We start from the raw sequence: 18943 nt of genomic DNA on the forward strand, positions 1-18943 counted from the left end.
TGGTGTCGTGGGCCCGCTGATTCGACTCAGGTGGTCTGATGGGGATGCGCCCTGCCCGACCGGGCGGGTTCTGTGGCCTGCCGTTATGCCTCATATATCCCACCTTCCGCCCTAGTGAGGCGGTTCAAGGGGCGCGATCTGGGATCGACGCAAGTCTTGTAAGACGGCGGCTTGAGGCGTACAACCCTCCTGGACAGACAACGTTGTCATAAGGGAGAGGTACCCCCCTATGCCCTCTCGTCATGACCCTTCGCGAAGCCGGTTGCGTGCCCTCGTGGCCGTCGTCGCCACCGCGGGGACGCTCGCGGCCGGTAGCGGCGCGGCGGCCGGGGCCCTGCCCCTCTCCCCACCGGACGGCTCAGCCGGAGACGCGCTCGTGAGCAAACCCGCGTCGCTGGTCGATCCCCTGATCGGTACGGGATCCGGCGGTGCCACGGTCGGACAGGTGGACACCTATCCGGGAGCGACCGCGCCGTTCGGCATGGTCTCCTTCAGCCCTGACACCCCCTCGCGGCCCGACGGCGGTGGCTACAACTACGACGACTCCGCCACCACCGGCTTCAGCCTCACCCACATGTCCGGCCCGGGCTGCGGCGCGTTCGGTGACTTCCCGATCCTGCCGACCGTGGGCGCACTGGACGACAACCCGGCGAACTCGACCGCGGCGTTCCAGCACAGTGACGAGCACGCCGAGCCGGGCTCGTACGCCGTCGGACTCAACCCGGGTAAGCCCACAGCGGTGCGGGCCGAACTGGCCGCCACGACCCGTACCGGCATCGGGCGGTTCACCTATCCCAGCAGCACCGCGGCGAACATGCTGTTCAAGATGGGTGCCGCGCAATCCGGCAACCAGTCGGCGAGCGTTCAGGTGGTGGGCGACGACGAGGTGACCGGCACGGAGACAGCCGGGCAGTTCTGCGGTTCGCCGGGCACATATCCCGTGCACTTCGTCGCCAAATTCTCCCGCCCGTTCTCCTCGTACGGCACGTGGCACACCGCGCCCACCGGAGCGAACGTCTTCACCCAGCCCACCGGCGACCTGTCGTGGAGCTACCACGAGGTGGCGAGCGGCGGAACCGCAGCGAGCATCACCCCCGCGAAGACGCCCGACGGGAGCAGCGCGGTCGCCTGGAAGCAGAGCAACGCCCTGGCCAACACCTGGATCGAGACCACGCCCCCGGCTCTGGCCCAGGGCGACACCTACCAGGCCAGCGTCACCCTGCAGGGCAGTGGCGACGTCTACCTCAACTTCTACAACGGCCGCCAGGACGTCGGCGGAAAGGCCGTCAACCTCACCTCCACCCCGGTCACCCTGACCGTGGACGCCGCGATCCCGACCGGTTCCATCGGCAGGCCGCAGTTCCAGGTGCGCACCGCGGGCGCCGGCCCGGTCGACCTGCTGGCCTCGGCGGCGTCGATCCGCCAGGAGACCATCGTGAAGGCACCCGGCAGCGCGAAGATGAGCGCGCACGGCACCGGTCTCCCGCGAGTGCCCGCCGGGCGCGACGGCAGGCCGGCCGGGCCCGGCAACAGGACCCCGGTCGCCCCACGCGGAGTCGAGGCGAAGGGCGCGCAGTCGCGCACCCAGGTGGCGGGCACCGAGGGGCTGCAGTCGGGTGCCTGGGTCAGCTTCGACACCACGACGCGCCGGCAGGTGACGATGAAGGTCGCGCTCTCGTACGTGAGCGAGCGCGACGCCGCCGCGAACCTGGCCACCGAGAATCCCGGCTGGAGCGTTCCCGCGGTCGCCAAGCGGACCTTTGCGGAGTGGAACGGCCTGCTCTCCCGCATCCGCATCGGCGGCGGCACCGCCGCCCAGCGCAAGGAGTTCTACACCGCGCTCTACCACACGCTGCTCGAGCCGAGCGTCTTCTCCGACGCCAACGGGGACTACCTCGGCTTCGACGACAAGGTCCACCGGACCGCCCGCAGCACGGCGCAGTACGCGAACTTCTCCGGTTGGGACATCTACCGCTCCGAGATCCCCCTGCTCGCCGTCATCGCTCCCGAGCAGACGAGCCAGATGATGACCTCACTACTCAATGACCAGGCGCAGGGCGGCTGGCTGCCCAAGTGGGGATTCGCGAACGACTACACCGACGTCATGAACGGTGACGCCGCCGACGCGATGCTGGCCGAGGCGTACGCGATGGGCGCCCGGGACTTCGATGCCAAGGCCGCGCTGGCCGCCATGGTCAAGGGCGCCACGAAGGTGCCGTCCTCACCCGCCAAGATGGGCCAGGGCTGGTACGTCGAGCGGCCCCAGCTCTCCTCCTACGAGTCACTCGGATACGTCCCGAACACGACGAAGAGCTCTCTGTCCCCCGAGAACAACGGGGCCTCGGAGACCATCGAATACGCCACCGCCGACTTCGGCATCGCGCAGCTCGCCAAGGCGCTCGGGGAGAACTCGACGTACAGGACGTTCCTGCAGCGGTCGCAGAACTGGACCAACATCTTCAACACCGCCACCGGCTACATCCAGCCGCGTGACGGCGACGGGCAGTTCCCGAAGTTCGACCCGACCACGGACGGGATGGGCGGTTTCGGGCAGTCCGGTTTCCAGGAGGGCAACGCCGCCCAGTACACTTGGGCGATTCCCCAGGACATCCACGGCCTGACCGCCGCGATGGGCGGCAACGCGGCCGCAATCCAGCGCCTGGACACCTATTTCCAGCAGCTCAACGCCGGTCCCAACCTGCCGTACGAATGGGCCGGCAACGAGCCCGCCTTTCTCACTCCATGGGTGTACGGCTACGTCGGCGCGCCGTACAAGAGTGAGGAGATCGTGCACCGCCTGCTCACCTCGGTCTACTCGGACAGCCCCGGTGGTGAGCCCGGCAACGACGACCTCGGCGCCATGAGCTCCTGGTACATCTGGTCCAGTCTCGGCATGTACCCGGCGACCCCGGGCACACCGGTGCTCGCGCTGGGCGCGCCGATCTTCTCCCGGGCCGAGTTCGACCTGCCCGGCGGCCACCGGCTGAAGCTGACCGCGCCGGGCGCCTCGACGACCACCTACGTGCACAACGTGTCCGTCAACGGTAAGCGCTGGGCGCCGGCCTGGCTGTCCGCGTCGCTGCTCACCGGGACCGACGCCCCATCGCACCGACCGGCCGCCACCGAACTCGCGTTCACCCTCACGCCCACCGCCGACACGTCGTGGGCGGCCACGGCCGCCGACGCACCGCCGTCCTATCCGGCCGGACCGCTGAAGTTCCCGCCGGGACGCAAGCCGATCATTCTCACCCCGACCGGGCCCAACCTGCTCGGCAGTGCGCCCACCGGGCAACTGGCCTGGCACGGACCGGTGCAGAACGGCGTGGGCTCGGTACCCGGAACCGTCGACGCCGCCACCACACCGGAGGGGAAGAGCGCGGTGCACTGGACCGAGACGAACGCGGCGCCCAACACCTGGATCTGGGTCGATCCGGAGTCCCAGCTGCCCGCGGGCCAGAGCTATCAGGCTTCGGTCACCCTGGAAGGCACCGGCACGGTCTACCTGGACTTCTGGAACGGCCAGCAGGACCTGACCAGCCAGACCGTCCAGCTGACCGGCACGCCGCAGACACTGACCCTCCAAGGCGCGGTCCCGGCGGCGGCGGACACCCACCTCCAGGTCCGTACGGCGGACACCGGCCCGGTCAGCCTCTACGCGAGCGACGCGTCCGTCCAGCTCCTGACGCAGAAGCAGAGCTGACCACCCGCTGAGAGCGTGCCCGCTGCCTCTCCGCGCGGCGGCGGGGCACTGGTTCGGGGGTCAAGTCCCTGCCGGCGCACCTGTCCTGACCTGGGCGTTCTCGGTTCTACCGGGAGCGCCCACTTCACCTAGCCTGAGCTGCGGTTACGCGGCGAGCAGTATTCGCTGATCACCCCCGCAACAATGGGGCCTTCGCCGGATGGTCCGCGAGTCGGTGAGCTCGGCTGCGCGCCGGATGGTCGCGGCCTATCCGTCCACGGCGACGACCACGTCGGAGGCCTTGATCACCGCGGTGACCTCGCTGCCCTCGGCGAGTCCAAGCTCGCGGGCGGCCTCCACCGTGATCGAGGCGACCAGCCGTACCCCCCTTGCGTCCAGTTCCACGTTCGCGATGGCCTCCCCCGTGGTGACGGCCGTGACCCTGGCCGGAATCTGGTTTCGTGCACTCAGCCGCATCGGTGCCCCCTTCCCCTCGATACCGCTCGCACAAGAGGCAAGCCCTGCAGGATGTGCCCACCGGCCGCCGCCCTCATACCCGGGGCGGGACACCCAGCAGGCCTGGGTGTCCCCACCGCAGTTGGCGATCACCTCGGTTCTCCAGTCCCACCAGCCCGGATCGCAGCCTCGCCGACCGCGGCCGCGTAGGCGGGCATGTCGTCACCGAACTTGGCGTCCGCTGTTCTGGGGGTCTCTGCCAGTACCCCTCACAGCGGGGACTCCCACGTTCACGCCATCTGCCGTTCCATGGTCAGTGGGACTGGCAGGAGCGAACGACGATCTCACCTCCGGTGTCCGATTTGGGGCGTGCCACGGCGCAGGGCCGACACCGTGCGCCGAGTGTGTGAAGTGCCCAAGCTCCCCGACCGATGAGAGCTCAGCAGGACCCGTGCGCACGGGCCCGCATGGCTCTTTCTTCCGCGCTCCGCCCCACGCCATTGGGCCGAAGGCACCGAATTTGAAGGAAGCATCATGAAGATCGCAGTTCTGGGAACCGGCATGGTCGGACGAGCCGTCGCGGACCGGCTGAGCACGCTCGGCCACGACGTGGCGATCGGCACCCGCGGCGTCGAGCAGACCCTCGCGCGCACCGAGCCCGACTGGCTGGGCAACGTGCCTTTCGCCCAGTGGCAGCAGACGCACCCGGCGATGCCGCTCGTTTCGTTCGCCGATGCCGGTGCGCACGGCGAGGTCGTCGTCAACGCCACCCAGGGCGCGGCTTCTCTGGCCGCCATCGAGGCGACCGGCGCCGCAAACCTCGCCGGGAAGGTGCTTTTGGACGCCGCGCTTCCCCTCGACATTTCGGAAGGGATGCCGCCGCTGCTGTCGGTGGTGAACACCGACAGCCTGGGCGAGCAGATCCAGCGGGCCTTTCCCGAGGCGCGTGTTGTCAAGTCGCTGAACACCATGCTCGCCGACGTCATGGTCGACCCGGGCCGCATCCCCGGTCATCACAACGTCTTCGTCGCGGGCGAGGACGCCGAGGCCAAGGAGACCGTCAAGAGCCTGCTGCGCGAGATCGGCTGGCCCGACGACGCGATCCTGGATCTTGGCGGCATCCGCGGCACCCGCGCGACGGAAATGTACTCGGCGCTGCTCTTCTCGGTCTCGGCCGCGCTGGGAACGTACGACTTCAACGTCGCGATCGTCCGCAAGTAGCAGCCCTCCACTCGGCGTCCCAGGCGGCGCCGACCGCGGGCCCCACACGCCACGACCGGCCCCTCCTGGCCATCCGGACGGGAGGGCCGGCGCCCCTGCGACCCCGCCGGCCGCTGCGGCAGCAACTCGCGCCGCGGCCCGTATCTCGAGCCGCCGTGCAGCGCCCGCGGACGCGGCCTCGTTCCGTGTTCGCGAGCAGTCGGTATTGACACGTGCTCGCGGCACATTTAGCTTCCGGGTGCTCCTGTCGTGAGGTCGCAGGCGTCGCCGAGATCCCGCGATCACGCGTACGCCGCGAAACGGGGAGGACACGCATGCGTGCTCGTGTACGGGGCCGGACGCCGGGACGCGCCGGCCGCACCGCCGGAGTCCGGGCGCTACCGGTCGTCCTCGCCGTCCTCGCCGTCCTCGTGATGGCCGGCGGTGGCCAGGCCGCGCCCCGTACGGCCGTGGCCGGAGTGCCCGCCGAGGCGCGTGGTTCATCCTCCGGCCCTCCCGTGGTGCTGCCGAGGAGCGACTGCGCGGCCCTCGCCGGGCAGGACCTGTCGGGGACGCCCGGCGCTCCGGCGGTCATCGGGTCCGCGACCGCGACGACCTCACCGGACGGCTGGGCGGCCTGCGAAGTCAAGGGAACCGCGGCGCCGCAGATCCAGTTCGACGTGCTCCTCCCCACCAAGACGTGGCGGCAGCGGTATCTGCAGACCGGGTGCGGGGCGTTCTGCGGGAGCGTCGACATCTACGCCGACGCGACGGACGGGTGCGTGCCGCTGACCCGCGGCGACTTCGTCGTAGCCACCGACAACGAGGGGCACGTCGGCGTCTCCGGCTTCGACGGCACGTTCGGCGCCGACCCGCAGCTCCGGGTCGACTTCGGCTACCGGTCCGACCACGTCGTCGCGCTCGTCGCCAAGCGGCTCATCGCGCTCTACTACGGACAAGGCCCGCGCTATTCCTACTTCGACGGCTGCTCGCAGGGCGGCCACGAGGGGATGACCGAGGCGCAGCGCTACCCGCGTGACTTCGACGGCATCGTCGCCGGCGCCCCGGCGTCGTTGCTCACGTCGCTCATCGTGTGGTCCGCGGGCTGGCACGCCACGGCCAACACCGACGCGCGGGGCCGGCCCATCCTGACCGCCGCCAAGCTTCCCTCGCTGCACGCCGCCGTCATGCGCGAGTGCGACGCACGGGACGGCCTGGCCGACGGCCAGATCGACGACCCGCGTGCCTGCGCGTTCGATCCGCGGAGCCTGCGCTGCGCGACGGGAACCGACAGCGCGGGCTGCCTCACCGACGCGCAGATCGGTGCCGTGCGCAAGTTGTACGACGGGCCACGCGACGAGCGGGGCCGGCGGATGTACCCGGGGGGTGAGCCCGTGGGCTCGGAAGCGAACTGGGCCCGCTGGGTCACCCCGACCGCCACCGGCGACCCGGCCGTGGCCGAGGGCAACGCGACGAACGCGCTGAAGTACCTCGCCTACCCGTCCGCCCGGCCGTCGGCGACACTGCACGACCTGCACTATGACTCGGCGACGTTCCGCGAGATCTACCAGCGGGCCGGCGTCTACGACGCGAGCGACCCCGACCTGACGGCCTTCCGCGCCGCGGGCGGGAAGCTCCTCCTCTGGCACGGCTGGGCAGACCAGGCGATCTCGCCGTACGGAACGATCGCCTACTACCACGCCCTCACCGAGCGCATGGGTGGGACGGACGCCACGCAGCGGTTCGCCCGCCTGTTCATGCTGCCGGGCGTCGCCCACTGCGGTGACGGTCAGGGACCGGACGCGATCGACGCGCTCACCCCCACCCTCGCCTGGGTCGAGAACGGCGTCGCACCCGACCGGCTCGTCGCCACAAAGCGCCAGGACGACACCGTCGTACGGACCCGGCCGGTCTACCCCTATCCGACCGTCGCACGCTACGACGGGAGCGGCAGCATCGACGACGCGGCGAACTTCGCTCCGACACCGCCACCCACGCGCTACGAGGACGACATCCCCTGGCTCGGGTCATTCCGCTCCGGCTACGAGCAGACCTGCGGCTGGCACGACGGCCGCTGGTCCTGCACCCCGGCGCGACGGCCGAGCTGAGCTTGGGCGGCTTGGCGTCCTCCCCCCGAACCGCGACCAGGGCCACTTGGTCCGCGTCACCGCCCCGCCGCGCTCCACCGTGCCGTACTACAGCAAAGCAGCGCCCCCACGACCGCGCCCAGGAGCGTCACCGACTTCCGGGCGAGATCGAAGGGATCGACCTGACGCTGAGGTTCCTCGCCACCAAGCGCGACCAGACGAATCGGTTGGCGAAGGTCACCTGGCGGGTCGACCTGGGCATCCCTACGCGGCGGGCGGCCGGAGACCTGAGAAGTTCATCCACGGCGGCCGCGGGCCCGGCGTCCTGACGGCCGGTTCGAGCTGGACATGAACAACCGGCTCGGTCTCACCCTGCCCGGGCCGCGTCGCGCGGACGACGGCGCCGACCACCTCACGCCGGACATCACCAAGATCAAGGCCACAGGCAACTACCACGACCAGTCGCGCGTGCGGAAGCTGAAGGTCCAGCCCCAGGTCACTACCGGGTCCTTCCAGGTCACCGACCCGGCCGGCCACAGAATCCCTTTCGCCCCCGGTGACTACCTGGTGCTGAAACTGGAGGACGTTCCGGTCGCCGCAGCCGCCGGGCTGGCCGTGCTGAGGGTGACAGAGGCCGCCAGCAGAACACAGAACGCGAGCCCGAGCACCGCCGTCGCGGCGGTGCCGCTGGTGAAGACCGCCAAGCAAGCCCCGGCGCCCAGTAACTTCCACCCCGACAAGGCCATGGTGGACGACGGAGACAAAATCGTCCTGCGCTGGGACGGACCCGGCGACCTGGACTACAAGATCAGGTCGTCGGACGGCAACCCGGCACCCGGCGTCACCACCAAGGGCGAGTGGAAACCCGACCCCGGAACCGGCCCGAAACGCGACACCACCTACACCCTCATCGCCACCGACCCCAACACCGGGCGGCAACACTTCCTCACCACCACCGTCCAACTGCGCAACCCCACCTTCGAGAGCGGCATCCACGCCTCCCGGGTCCAGGGGACGGCGAACACCGGGGGCCTCACCTTCACCACCGACGGGGTGCATGTCTCCGCCAACTCCGGCGCCTGGGGAGCGGTCCACGCCGACAAGGTGGAAGCCGGCCAGGTGACTGCCGCCAAGATCCACGGGGGGAGGCCGAACGCCGGAGCGCTGCTCTTCACCACCTCGGGGGTGGAGGTTGTCTCCAACGCCCCTGGCGGCCAGGGAATCCTTCTCGCCGACAGGGTGAACGCCGGACGGGTCCAGGGAAAAAGCACCAACGACGGATGGATCAGCTTTCCTGGAGCTGGCATACAGGTATCCAGTGGCACGTACCTCGACACCCCAAAAAACGGCTGTGTGTTCGCCGAGGTGGGTATATTTCAGAACCAATCCTTCTCTGGAGGAAAGGAGAATCGATGGATCGCCATGTCAGATGGCGCAGAGGTATGCGTGATACATATGCATGAGGACGGGACGAGGAGCTACGGGGACATGAAGGTGTCCAGTGTGAAGAACGATTTTGCCCGCTGGTAGTGGATGATCGGCAGCCTGCTGCTGCAGCGGGGCAGGGTGTCCCCGTTCCCTCCGGGGGGCACACCAGCGTGATCATCGCCTCGAACAGCACCGGCCGCACGTTCTAGATCCCGCGCGTACGCAACTCCAGGCCCTGGGACTACAGAGACCACGGAGGGCCAAGGAACTCTGCGGTTGTTGCGTACTCGACAGGGCCAACTCGACAAACGCCCGAGGCTCTCCCCCCGGGCGTTCTCATTGCGCGGGAGGCTCCAACGTACTGGCGGGGTAACAGCCAGCATGATTCCCCAACTGGTACGGATCGGCGAGGAATTCGGCATCGCCTGCTTCTCCAGCGGCGGGTTCGATGGCCTGGCAGGCAAGCGCGACGCGGCCGCATTGTGACACCGCACACGCCCTTCTGGGTCCGTACCGGCCGCCGACGCTCTAACCTGGCCGGATGACATTTTCGGCAAGCGCAGGGTAGGCCGACTCGCCCGACACCGTCACATTCGAAAGGTCCTGGAGGGGCGTCAGCTTGTTGCCCCAGACCCGGTCGTAGAACGCCGAGCCGTGAATGCTCACGTTGGCCGAGTCCTTCAGCTGGACCACGCTGGGGTTGTTCGCCCCACGCACCATGGTCACCCCGTCGAGATCGGCGTCCTTGACGTCGTCCAGCACGAACGCATACCGGTCGTCGTTGCTCTCGAAATTCGTGGTGACGTTCTTGAACGTCAGACCCTGGACATGCCTGGCCCAGAAGCCGTATGAAGGCTGCACCCCGAAGTCGGCGACGTTGTACTTGCCCACCCCGAGCTCCGGCGGGCTGATCTGCGAGTCCTCGTACGGGTTGCCGCCCTTGACCAGCAGGCCCACGTCCTCGAACGAGACGTTCTCGACGTAGCCGACCGAGCGGCCGTCCGGAAGCGTCGGCCCACCGTCCCCGACCTTGTACCCGGCGATGATCGGAGTCGCCTTGTCCTGGTTGGTATACGGGACCCAGCGCTTGGACGGGTCGCTGTACTGGCTGCCGCCGTAGACCTGCTCGATGTTCACGTCCTTGATGTGCACATTGCGGACATGGCCGATGTTGACGTTGGTGCTGAGCAGCTCATCTCGCTGAACGCCGTTCTCCATGAACTTCGTCCGCTGCGCCTGTCCACCGATCACCCGACCGCGGTTCGAGATCGAGACGAAGAACGGTGCCCGCGTCCGGCGCATCTGCGACTGGTGGTGGACCGGGCCGGTCCGCCCCGAGTTGAGGTTTACGTTCTCGACCGTCCCGCCGTCGTTCGTGGAGATCGAGAAGCCGGCCTTGTTGCCTGCCAGCACATAGATGTTGTCGACGTAGGCGTTCTTGATGTCGTCGGCGGTCTCGCTCCCGATCTGGAAGAGGTTGCAGTTCGTGTCGCCGATGATGTTGCGGACGTAGTAGTCCGTTGCCGGTCTGGTGAACCCGAGGGAGGAGTCGCTGCCCGGCTTCACGATGTCATCGGACGTCCCCTTGGCATAGATGTTCTTGACGTTGACGTAGCTGCTCTCCATGAAGTCGAAGACGTCCCGGGCCTGACCGCCCTTCCCCTTGTCGTAGTAGACGTCGTGGATGTTGCTGTGGTCCGTGCCGGTGGACAGCAGGACGAAGTGGCCTCCGTTGTCCACCTTCAGCATGTTGCTGATGTCGGTCTGCTTCGACGCCGTGGTGCCGTTCGCCGACAGGCTCTTGACGTAGTACGGCTCGTCAGTGGTGGGCGAGTCGCTCTCGTCGTACCAGAGGTCCAGACCGTTGTCGATGCCACCGAACTCGACGTTCGTGCTGAGCTTCAGCGTCAGCATCTTGTCGGCCCGAAGGTCCGGGGCGTTGTTCATGACGCCGTCGCTGGTCACGACGTTGCCGTCGCCGGTGATCCGGCCGTTCCCGATGATCTTGACGTTGTCGACCCGCTCCCCGAAGAACATGCTGTTGTGGAAGTAGGTGTGGCCGACGTCCTGCTTGGTCATGTAGTTCTCGGGATCGCGGTAGGGCCCGGTGTCGGTCGCCGAGGTGCCCGACCGGTATGCCTTGTCGGAGAAGTACGCCGTCTCGGGCGCGTCCGCCCCCTTGATCGCCGAGATCGCCGCGTCCTTGCCGACGTAGAGGTAGACGTTGCTGAGCAGGTGGACCGTCCGGACCTTGAAGGTGCCGCCCCGGAACAGCAGAGTCCCGCCGCCGATCTCGTTGAGGTGCGTGATGGCCCGGTTGATCGCATCCGTGTCGTCGGCGACCCCGTCGCCCTTCGCGCCCATCTGCTTCGCGTCGAGCATGCCCGTGTACATCGTGGCGACGTTCGACTGACCGTGGTTCGCGCCCCCCTTGATGTCCAGCCTGAACCGGTACTCAGTGTCCGGCGTGAGGCCGGGGACGACCGCCTCGGAGCTGTCGGTGTCGACGCGGACGCTGCTCGGCGTCCAGGTGGCGCCTCTGTCCATGGACTCCAGCAGCCGGACGGACACCGCGCGCTGCGGCCTCGTCCACCGCAGCCTCGCCGTGGTGTACGTGCCCGGCGTCTCGTGATAGGTCAGGCTCTTGTCCAGCACCCGGCGAAGGTCACTGACCGTCTTGACCGCCGTGAGCGTCGCGGAGGCGACCGGGCTGGTCAGCTCCTCGGGCTCGGAGGTCCGGTAGGACGCACCGAACGCGTAGCTGCCCTGGCTGACCGACACGTTCTTGAAGCGGAGCTGCAGGTCGACGCCGTTGGACGGCCTGAGGTCCAGCCCGCGGAAGGTGATGACCTGGCTCCCGTCGGGGAGGTTCTGGATGGCCGCGGCGCCCACCCGCGGGAACCGGTACCCCGCGCCCACCCGGCCGACCGACTGGGTCGCGAGCCCGGCCAGGGTGACCTCACCCCGGCCGATGACGTTGACCGTCGTGCTGTCCTTGGTCGCGTGGATCCCCGGGGGCACCGTGACCCGAACCACCGTGGCTGGGCTGCGCATACCGGACGTGAAGTCGACGACCACATCGGACGGCGTATGCGCCGTGATCGTGTCGTCCGGCAGGGCGAGGGTGCCGCGCACGGCGCCCTTGACGATTTTGATCGTGTACCGGTTCGACTTCTTGCCGGAGGTCACGACGAGCACGTCGCCCGCGACAATGGTGTCGGTCGTCTGCTTCGCGGCGCCCTGTGCGTCCTCGACCGTGTAGGTCTGCGGGGAGCCGTCCCGGGCTGTGACCTCATCCAGCAGCTCGGCCACGGTCTTGACCTCGAGGGTCGTGCGACCCTGCCCCTCAGGCGTGTCCACCGAGTAAAGGAAGGTGTCGCCGGAGGTCAGGGTGATCGTGCTGGGCGAGATCGCGAGGACGTGGATACCCCGTGGCGACGGGACGATCGCCACGGCGCCCGGGACACCGTCGAGGTTGGTCTGCGCGCCCCCTGCCGACGCAGTCGCCGGTCGCGGTGGGCCACTGCTGGCGACGGCCGGCGACGTGATGGTGAGGACGAGGGCCGTCAGAACGGCTCCCAGGAAGGTCGAGCGAGGGGCGTTCGTCATGTTGCGCGGCCTCTCCATTTGATCTCACCAGCGCTACGACCCCAGAGGCGCCGCACACCCGAGAATGTAGTTCCGGGTTCGGCCGGCAGACCACGTGTTGCCGCGAGTTGCCGTGAGTTGACGTGGGGGAAACCGGTTGAAACCTCGGCGATGCCGCCGGTTCTCGATGACGCTGCCCCGCCATCACGGGGCACCGCATGGCCGGTCTGCGGGGCTCCATCTCTTAATCCGCGGGCTCGGACCCGCAGGTACTGGTGGTGACCTCAACAAAACGCCAGGTCGCTGCGCCCTACACGGGTAAGGTGGCCCTCGCCTGGTCAGGCAACCGCGAAACGGCCATCAATCACGAGTTGGCCGTCGTAGACACGCAGGTCGTCCCCGTTCCCAGCTGCTCCGGGGATCCGTCATCGTCGCCCAAGCGAGTGGCGGCCTGGCGCCGATCGCTGGTGACCCACTGGCGGCTCACGGCGGCCGGGGAAGCACGCTTCGCGGCATGAGAGTGCGCCGGTCGAGTTCCATCCTTAATGGGGATCGGGGTGAAACGCGAGACGTTCCCGGCGGGGTGAGTTCCACGGCCCGCCATTTGCCGTGATCTGGCATCATGCCCGCCATGGACTATCACCGGCAATTCCATCGCGCGGCGATCGAACGGGGAATCCCGGAAGATGAGGTCAGCAAGTTCGCCGAGTTCCTGCGATTCGCGATCTGGACAAGTGGGCGCCCCAACGGCGTTCCGGTCGGGCGAAGCGGCGGGTTGCCCCGGCTGCCGGTGGGCATGGGGTGGCCGTCCTCCGAGTACGGGCCGCTGCCGTTCGTCGCCTCCTTCGACTGTGCGGCGCTTCCCAGAGTCGACGGCCTCGCCCTGCCGGCGGACGGCTCGCTGCTCTTCTTCTTGCACCACGAGTGGGCCGACGACACCTGTTCCATCGCCGACGAGCAGAAGTTCGCGCGGGTCGTGTATGTGCCGGCCGGCACCAACACCGCAACAGCGGAGGAGCCCGACCACGACGAGGAGATGTTCTGCAATATGACGCTCGACTTCGTCGGCCGGGAGTACGACCTCTTCGCCACGGTCAACGCGGAACTGCCCAGCTGGTTCGAGGACGACGATGAGGACACGGGTTCGCGGTCCGACAACCAGGAGCACCTGGCTCGCAACCTGCCACACATAAAGGAACTCTGCGCTCTGGCCGGAGAGCTCTGGCCGGAAAGCAACGGCGCCACCTTCCACCTCGGCGGGTACTCCATGGGCATCGGCGAGCTTTCCACCGACTACATGTACACCACCCCGGAGACCAGGATGGCGGAGGACATTCTTGAGGCACGCGAAAAAGCCGGCGAACTCATCATCCCGCCGGACGAGCGGGATCTGCGCCTGGAGGAGGAGGCTCTTCGGGTGATGCGCGAGTGGGTGCCACTTGCCCAGTTCGAGCCGGACGACGTCTACTGCGGGCGTTTCATGATCCGCCACGACGACCTCGCCGCCGGTCGATTCGACAAGGCACTCTCCTTCACCGCATTCACCGAATAGGCGGCGCGGCGTCGGCGTACGTCCCGCGACGCACACCGATCGCCGCACCATGGCGGAGTCCGGGCCGGTGCGACGCCAACATCACCGCGACGGCCTCCTCGGCGAGGCCCCGGGCCGAAATCACCGATCGACCAGACACCGTCGAGGCAGCGCAGATCATCGGGCTTCATGTCCCGGCGGGCGATATACCGAGGCCATCCGCTCATCGGCTAGACCAGAGCGTTTCAGCAGGGTGCCGCCCGCTCAGGTCCCGGATGTCACGACGGCGGCGAGGATGTAGTCGGGACGGCGGTCGAGGTTGTTGCGGGCCCGGGCATAACGCATGATCGTGCGCGGGTCGGCGTGCCGTGCGGCGATCTGCACATCGCGCAGGTCGACACCGGCGTCGAGCATGGTGGTGACGAAGGCGTGACGCAGCATGTGCGGGTGCATCCGCGGCAGTCGCACAACCGACAACGCCGCCAACCGCCGTAGTCGGCGGGTGGCGGCGTGCCGGTCCATTCGGACCTCGCGTGTGTTGAGCAGGATCGGCCGGCTCACCCGGTCGCTGATGGCGCGGGGTTGGCCGATCCGCGAGCCGCGGAGAGGAGCGCTTCGAACGGCAAGTGCGATAGCCCGAGCGTAGGCGATTCGGGCGGGACATTCGGGCGACGGACGTGGTCAGCGGGCGAGTGCTCCAGAACACCGTCGATGACGCAGGTCCGGTAGGAGCCGACCACCACCGACAGCCGACGTGACACCGTCGACGGCGGAACCGGCGCACCTCCTGGAGCCAGCGAACGTACAACTCGACCTGGTGACGCCGGGCAGTCAGCGGTTCCACGTCTCTCTCGGCGCACCAGGTCAGGTAGATGCGCAGATCGGATTCGGTGTGCAGACGTGTGATGCCCCTGTAACCGGGCGAGGTAGGCGGCTATTGCCACCCGCAACGGATCGACAGCGAACGCGGCAGACGGCGGCGGGATCGGCTCATTGAACGAGGTCATGGGCCTGACGCTGCGCCCACCCAGGACGCGGGACCAGACGCCAACCAGCCACGACTCGCTCAACGCGCGGTCTGAGAGTGTGCTGTGCGAGCCCATGAACGAGCCGCGATGAAGCCGGCGGCCGAGTGCTGTCTTGCGAGCGAGGAGGAGTCAGCGGGCGGGAACCGGCTCGGATGACGGCCGCCACTCTCGCCTGATCAGCCCGTAGACCCACGAGTCAGAGACCTCGCCGTTCACGATGCAATCTTCCCGCAACGTCCCTTCACGCACGAACCCCAGCTTCTCCAGTACGCGGGCAGATGCCACGTTGCGCGTATCGGTTTCAGCCTGGACGCGATTCAGGTCCAGCCTGTCGAATGCCCACCGCAGCAACACGCGCGCGGCCTCCGTCGCGTAGCCGTGGCCCCACGCGGCATCGTCGAAGCAGTAGCCCATCGACGCGCTGCGGTAGTCCGGATTCCACCCGTTCAGGCTGCACCAGCCGATGAACACCCCGTCGGAAGCACGCTCTACGGCCAGCCGTGCCCCGGTGCCCTCCTCTGCCATCTGCCGGCAAGCGTTGATGAACCGCTCGGAGCGCGCGCGGTCGCTCCACGGCGGCGCGTCCCAGTAGCGCAGCACGTAGGCGCTGCTGTGCAGCGCGAAGAGGTCGTCCGCATCCGCATCGTCGAAGGGACGCAGTCGAAGGCGAGCGGTGTGCAGCGTGGGGGTGGGCAGCGACATGAGCCTCATAATCCCTCCGTGATTGGTGGCCGATCAACCAGAATTTCGGTGCCAGGCCACTCGCAATGGGTTTCTCGGCGGGCGGGCAGAACGAAGTGCCCGCTCATCGGCAGAAGAGGACGTGCCGTCGCCCGCTTCTTCCGCGACCTAGAGTCATCACCCGACCATGAAGTGGCCATCGACCTTGCCCGTAGGCAGGTCTCCCGTCTCTTCCTGACTGGCGAACGCCCACTGCCATGTACGGCGCTGCGAACCCCGCTCCGCTGCCTCCCCTCGCCGGTGAGTCCTCTCGACTCGCGGCGCGCATGATCTCTCCTCCTCGGCCTACGGCTTCGGCCGCACCTACGGCCGGGCGTGCTGACGCTGCAGCGCTAGCCAGTAGCGTGACGCAGGTCCGGCTCGGGGCAGGGCCGTACCAGCCTGCTGATCTCACACCGGCTGGGTGCCGTACGAGACGCGGACGAGATCGTCGTCATCGCGGACGGCCAGATCGCCGAACGGGGTTCGCATGCCGAGCTGATCGGCCTGGACGGCGCGTACGCCCGGCTATTCGCCCTGCAGGCCCAAGGTTACGAGGCCGATCCGCTCGCCGCCGAGACGAGCCGGCAGACGACCACCCCAGCACCCGGCCGAAGCGGACATAACCCCAGACTCTGGAGTCCTCGCTGACCGGGCCATCCCCGAGCACGACCAGCCGCCCCTCCGGAACGACATCCCGGACGAGGCACCCACCCGCTCGGCCACCTACGCCCGGACGGGTTCGCCGGGTACCGCGGCCATGGCTTCTGCGATCTCCTCGACGGTGTGGGTGCCGTCGTCGCTCTCCCGACGCGGGTCTGGATGGGACCATCTGACATTAAGTCTGCGGACACCACTGTCAATTTCTGGCTCTGGCCCACGATTGTCAACGGTCCGCGCCACGAAGCGTCAGCCCCCAAACGTCGGTGACGATGACCCGTCAGGCCGTTCGCTTCCGCCACCGCAGGATCGTTGTCTTGCCGACACCGAGCAGCTCTGCCGCTACTCTGGACACCATGTGGCGCGTACCGTCTAACGCCTGTCGCAATCGCCAAGATGCGTAGCCTGCGGCACGCGCACGCCGGTCAAGGTCTTCGAGACGAGCAGCCTTCGAGCGTTGCACGCCTCTTACTGACAGCTCGTGTCGCTGTCAGGATGCGTAGAACAACTGGTAGGAGTTGTTGCTGTTGCAGCCGGTACTGGAGGGGTAGAGCAGGCCGCCTTGCCCGCTGTCGATGCAGGCGTGGTAGGCGAAGTTGAAGAACTGGTAGTTGCCCTGCCAGGTGGGACCGGTCATCGCGAACGCCTGAGTACTGTTGTTGCAGAGGCCGCCGGTGTAGACCATGGCGAGGGTGTGGGAGCTGATGGCGGTCAGGCAGTAACCGCCACCCCATGCGGCGTTGGTCATCGTCACGGTCGGGTAGGGGGCGCCGTTGATGTTCGACCCCACCTCGTGCCACTCCTGGTAGGGCGTGCGCGAACACGGCTCCATGAACACGCCGTTGCTCGTCGCCGAGATGCAGTCGCCCGAGTGCACCCCTTCACCTGACAGGTAGACCCAGCGGTTGACCGATGCCTGAGCCGAGCCCGCCATGCCGGTCACGGCAGTCGCGGCCAGCGCGGTCGTGGCGAACACCGATTTGAGCCTGATGCCCATGAGAAGCCCTCCGATGCTGTCATGGTGCCTGTCGGCGCTGGGGAATCGCGTCGACATGATCAGTCTCACAAGGCCCTGTGGCGTTTCGCTGGCGTGCCGCTGGCGTGCCGCTGGCGTCTGACGACACCTCGTCCCGGCTGGAGCAACTGGCGCGATCGGGGCGACTCAGCCGATGGCAGACCTCAGGTGGGTTAGCAGCGCCTCGCGGAACTCCGCGGGGTGGTCGAGGTGGGGGCCGTGACCGGAGCCGGGGATGGCCAGTTCGGTGTACTTGCCGCCCGCTTTCCGGTAGGCGTCGAGGACCGAGCGGGTCTGGCCGACCATCGGCTGCGGCGGGCAGGCATCCGGGCCCGGCCAGCCGGGGACCGCGCCGATCGAGCCCAGATAGGCCAGATCGTAGAGCGAGGTGTCGGAGACGATCACGTCGTCGGCGCCCCGGATCCACAGCACGGGCGGCTTCGGGGAGATCCGCTCGAACCCTTCGATGCGGAAGTACGTCGGGGCCATGCAGTTGAGCACGCCTGTAGTGCTTCAAGATTCGTCGCGGTGGGCTGACCTGGCCGTTCACAAGATCGTCTATGCCGCCCTGTGATACTCGTTGAGCGGCGAATCCGGCCGCTGTAGACGCGGTGCCGAGGCTCATCAAGAATCCCGGTCGGCGGCTTGGCCATCGGGCGGCGAGGATGCTGCCGATCGAGGTCGCGGCGGCGAGCGTACCGGCGATCGTTCCCCAGCTGAGGGCGCCGTGCAGATGCTCTCGCGCGTACAGCGGGCCGATCAGCATGCCGGCGGCGAACGCGCCACCGGTCACACAATCGGCGAGCGTCGTGGTCCACAGCCAGGTCCTGCTGGTGATCGCACGGATGCCGTCGCTGAGCTCCGCGAGACGTACGCTGACGGATCTGCCCGGGGTTTTGCTTCCCGGATGTTCGTACGGTCGGGAGGCGTGTGAACAGGACGGCGGCGGCGATGTAGGTGAGGCAGTCCCACAAGATCCCCCAGCCCGCGCCGATGGTGACGATGAGCGCACCGCCAGCCACAGGCCCGAGGGTCGCGATCCCGTGCTTGGTGGCCTGGGTGAGCGCGTTCGCGCGGGCGAGTGCTGCCCCGGACAGCAGTTGGGCGAGCAGACGCCGCCCAACCGGCGTGAAAAGCGCTGCCCCTGCAGCGCCTCCTCCGGAGACCGCGGCCAGCGACCACACCTTCGCCACGCCGGACAGGATCAAGGTGGCCTCCGCCAGCTGGAAGGAGGGCCTCTTAACGCCGGACCTGCCGCTCGACCTGTGGGTTAACCCATCCCATGGCACCCGCCCGGCGACAGCATGATCAAACACCGGGAACCGCGCAGAAGGTGAGTACGTCTCATACCGGAGACGACGCCGACGCGGAGGGGGATGCGATGGGCTAGCCGATCCGGCTGTCCGCCCCCGGTCAGCGGGTGGCCCTCCCCCGAGCGATGATCTCGGCGAACACTCCCGGTCAGAACCTGTGGACCCTCAAGCCAGGTCACCGCGCCACGTCGACCGTCGTACGGTCCCTCGTCACGAAGGCGAAGGAAGTGGAACTCAT

At 68.0% G+C, this 18943-nt stretch carries 13 protein-coding genes; 5 read left to right on the forward strand and 8 right to left on the reverse strand.

Annotated features, from left to right (window positions below; all coding sequences use genetic code 11):
• Positions 1 to 274 precede the first annotated feature (274 nt).
• Positions 275 to 3700, forward strand: coding sequence for a GH92 family glycosyl hydrolase (locus ACQP2O_RS31325; RefSeq protein ID WP_433171300.1), 3426 nt, complete (start codon positions 275 to 277; stop codon positions 3698 to 3700).
• A 246-nt stretch (positions 3701 to 3946) separates the two neighbouring features.
• Here the strand turns inward: ACQP2O_RS31325 and ACQP2O_RS31330 are convergent, their stop codons facing one another.
• Positions 3947 to 4156 (reverse strand): TOBE domain-containing protein, encoded by a 210-nt coding sequence (locus tag ACQP2O_RS31330; RefSeq protein WP_433171302.1) that lies wholly within the window; start codon positions 4154 to 4156, stop codon positions 3947 to 3949.
• A gap of 513 nt (positions 4157 to 4669) precedes the next feature.
• On the opposite strand from ACQP2O_RS31330, the gene ACQP2O_RS31335 reads away from it, so the two are divergent.
• The 3 genes from ACQP2O_RS31335 (at position 4670) to ACQP2O_RS31345 (ending at position 8952) form a co-directional block, all read left to right on the forward strand.
• A complete protein-coding gene (locus ACQP2O_RS31335) occupies positions 4670 to 5356 on the forward strand; it encodes an NADPH-dependent F420 reductase (RefSeq protein ID WP_433171305.1) in 687 nt (228 codons plus the stop codon).
• 314 nt (positions 5357 to 5670) lie between these two features.
• Positions 5671 to 7443: a tannase/feruloyl esterase family alpha/beta hydrolase gene (locus tag ACQP2O_RS31340; RefSeq protein WP_433171307.1), complete on the forward strand. Its 1773-nt coding sequence runs from the start codon at positions 5671 to 5673 to the stop codon at positions 7441 to 7443.
• A gap of 327 nt (positions 7444 to 7770) precedes the next feature.
• Positions 7771 to 8952 (forward strand): hypothetical protein, encoded by a 1182-nt coding sequence (locus tag ACQP2O_RS31345; protein WP_433171309.1) that lies wholly within the window; start codon positions 7771 to 7773, stop codon positions 8950 to 8952.
• Positions 8953 to 9378: 426 nt separating this feature from the next.
• Here ACQP2O_RS31345 and ACQP2O_RS31350 read toward each other — a convergent pair whose 3' ends face one another.
• Positions 9379 to 12459, reverse strand: coding sequence for a glycosyl hydrolase family 28-related protein (locus tag ACQP2O_RS31350; RefSeq protein WP_433171311.1), 3081 nt, complete (start codon positions 12457 to 12459; stop codon positions 9379 to 9381).
• A 610-nt stretch (positions 12460 to 13069) separates the two neighbouring features.
• Between ACQP2O_RS31350 and ACQP2O_RS31355 the strand changes: the two genes are divergently transcribed.
• On the forward strand, positions 13070 to 13990 hold the full coding sequence (locus ACQP2O_RS31355) for a DUF1963 domain-containing protein (RefSeq protein ID WP_433171313.1): 921 nt from the start codon (positions 13070 to 13072) through the stop codon (positions 13988 to 13990).
• A gap of 243 nt (positions 13991 to 14233) precedes the next feature.
• Here the strand turns inward: ACQP2O_RS31355 and ACQP2O_RS31360 are convergent, their stop codons facing one another.
• The 6 genes from ACQP2O_RS31360 to ACQP2O_RS31385 all read right to left on the reverse strand — a co-directional run bounded on the left by ACQP2O_RS31360 (position 14234) and on the right by ACQP2O_RS31385 (position 18708).
• Entirely contained in the window at positions 14234 to 14530 is a 297-nt protein-coding gene (locus ACQP2O_RS31360) for a tyrosine-type recombinase/integrase (protein WP_433171314.1), read from the reverse strand.
• A 596-nt stretch (positions 14531 to 15126) separates the two neighbouring features.
• Positions 15127 to 15699, reverse strand: a complete 573-nt coding sequence (locus ACQP2O_RS31365) for a GNAT family N-acetyltransferase (protein ID WP_433171316.1) — start codon at positions 15697 to 15699, stop codon at positions 15127 to 15129.
• Between the two features lie 472 nt (positions 15700 to 16171).
• A complete protein-coding gene (locus ACQP2O_RS31370) occupies positions 16172 to 16549 on the reverse strand; it encodes a S26 family signal peptidase (RefSeq protein ID WP_433171318.1) in 378 nt (125 codons plus the stop codon).
• Between the two features lie 318 nt (positions 16550 to 16867).
• Positions 16868 to 17374, reverse strand: coding sequence for a hypothetical protein (locus tag ACQP2O_RS31375; protein ID WP_433171321.1), 507 nt, complete (start codon positions 17372 to 17374; stop codon positions 16868 to 16870).
• Between the two features lie 165 nt (positions 17375 to 17539).
• The gene (locus ACQP2O_RS31380; RefSeq protein WP_433191552.1) at positions 17540 to 17881 is read right to left on the reverse strand and encodes an alpha/beta fold hydrolase; all 342 of its coding nucleotides are present in this window, start codon (positions 17879 to 17881) and stop codon (positions 17540 to 17542) included.
• Positions 17794 to 18708, reverse strand: a complete 915-nt coding sequence (locus tag ACQP2O_RS31385) for an MFS transporter (RefSeq protein ID WP_433171323.1) — start codon at positions 18706 to 18708, stop codon at positions 17794 to 17796. The genes ACQP2O_RS31380 and ACQP2O_RS31385 overlap by 88 nt, the downstream gene beginning before the upstream one ends.
• Positions 18709 to 18943 lie beyond the last annotated feature (235 nt).

Origin of the sequence: Actinoallomurus sp. CA-150999 (assembly GCF_050942425.1) — a bacterium.
GTDB lineage: Bacteria > Actinomycetota > Actinomycetes > Streptosporangiales > Streptosporangiaceae > Actinoallomurus.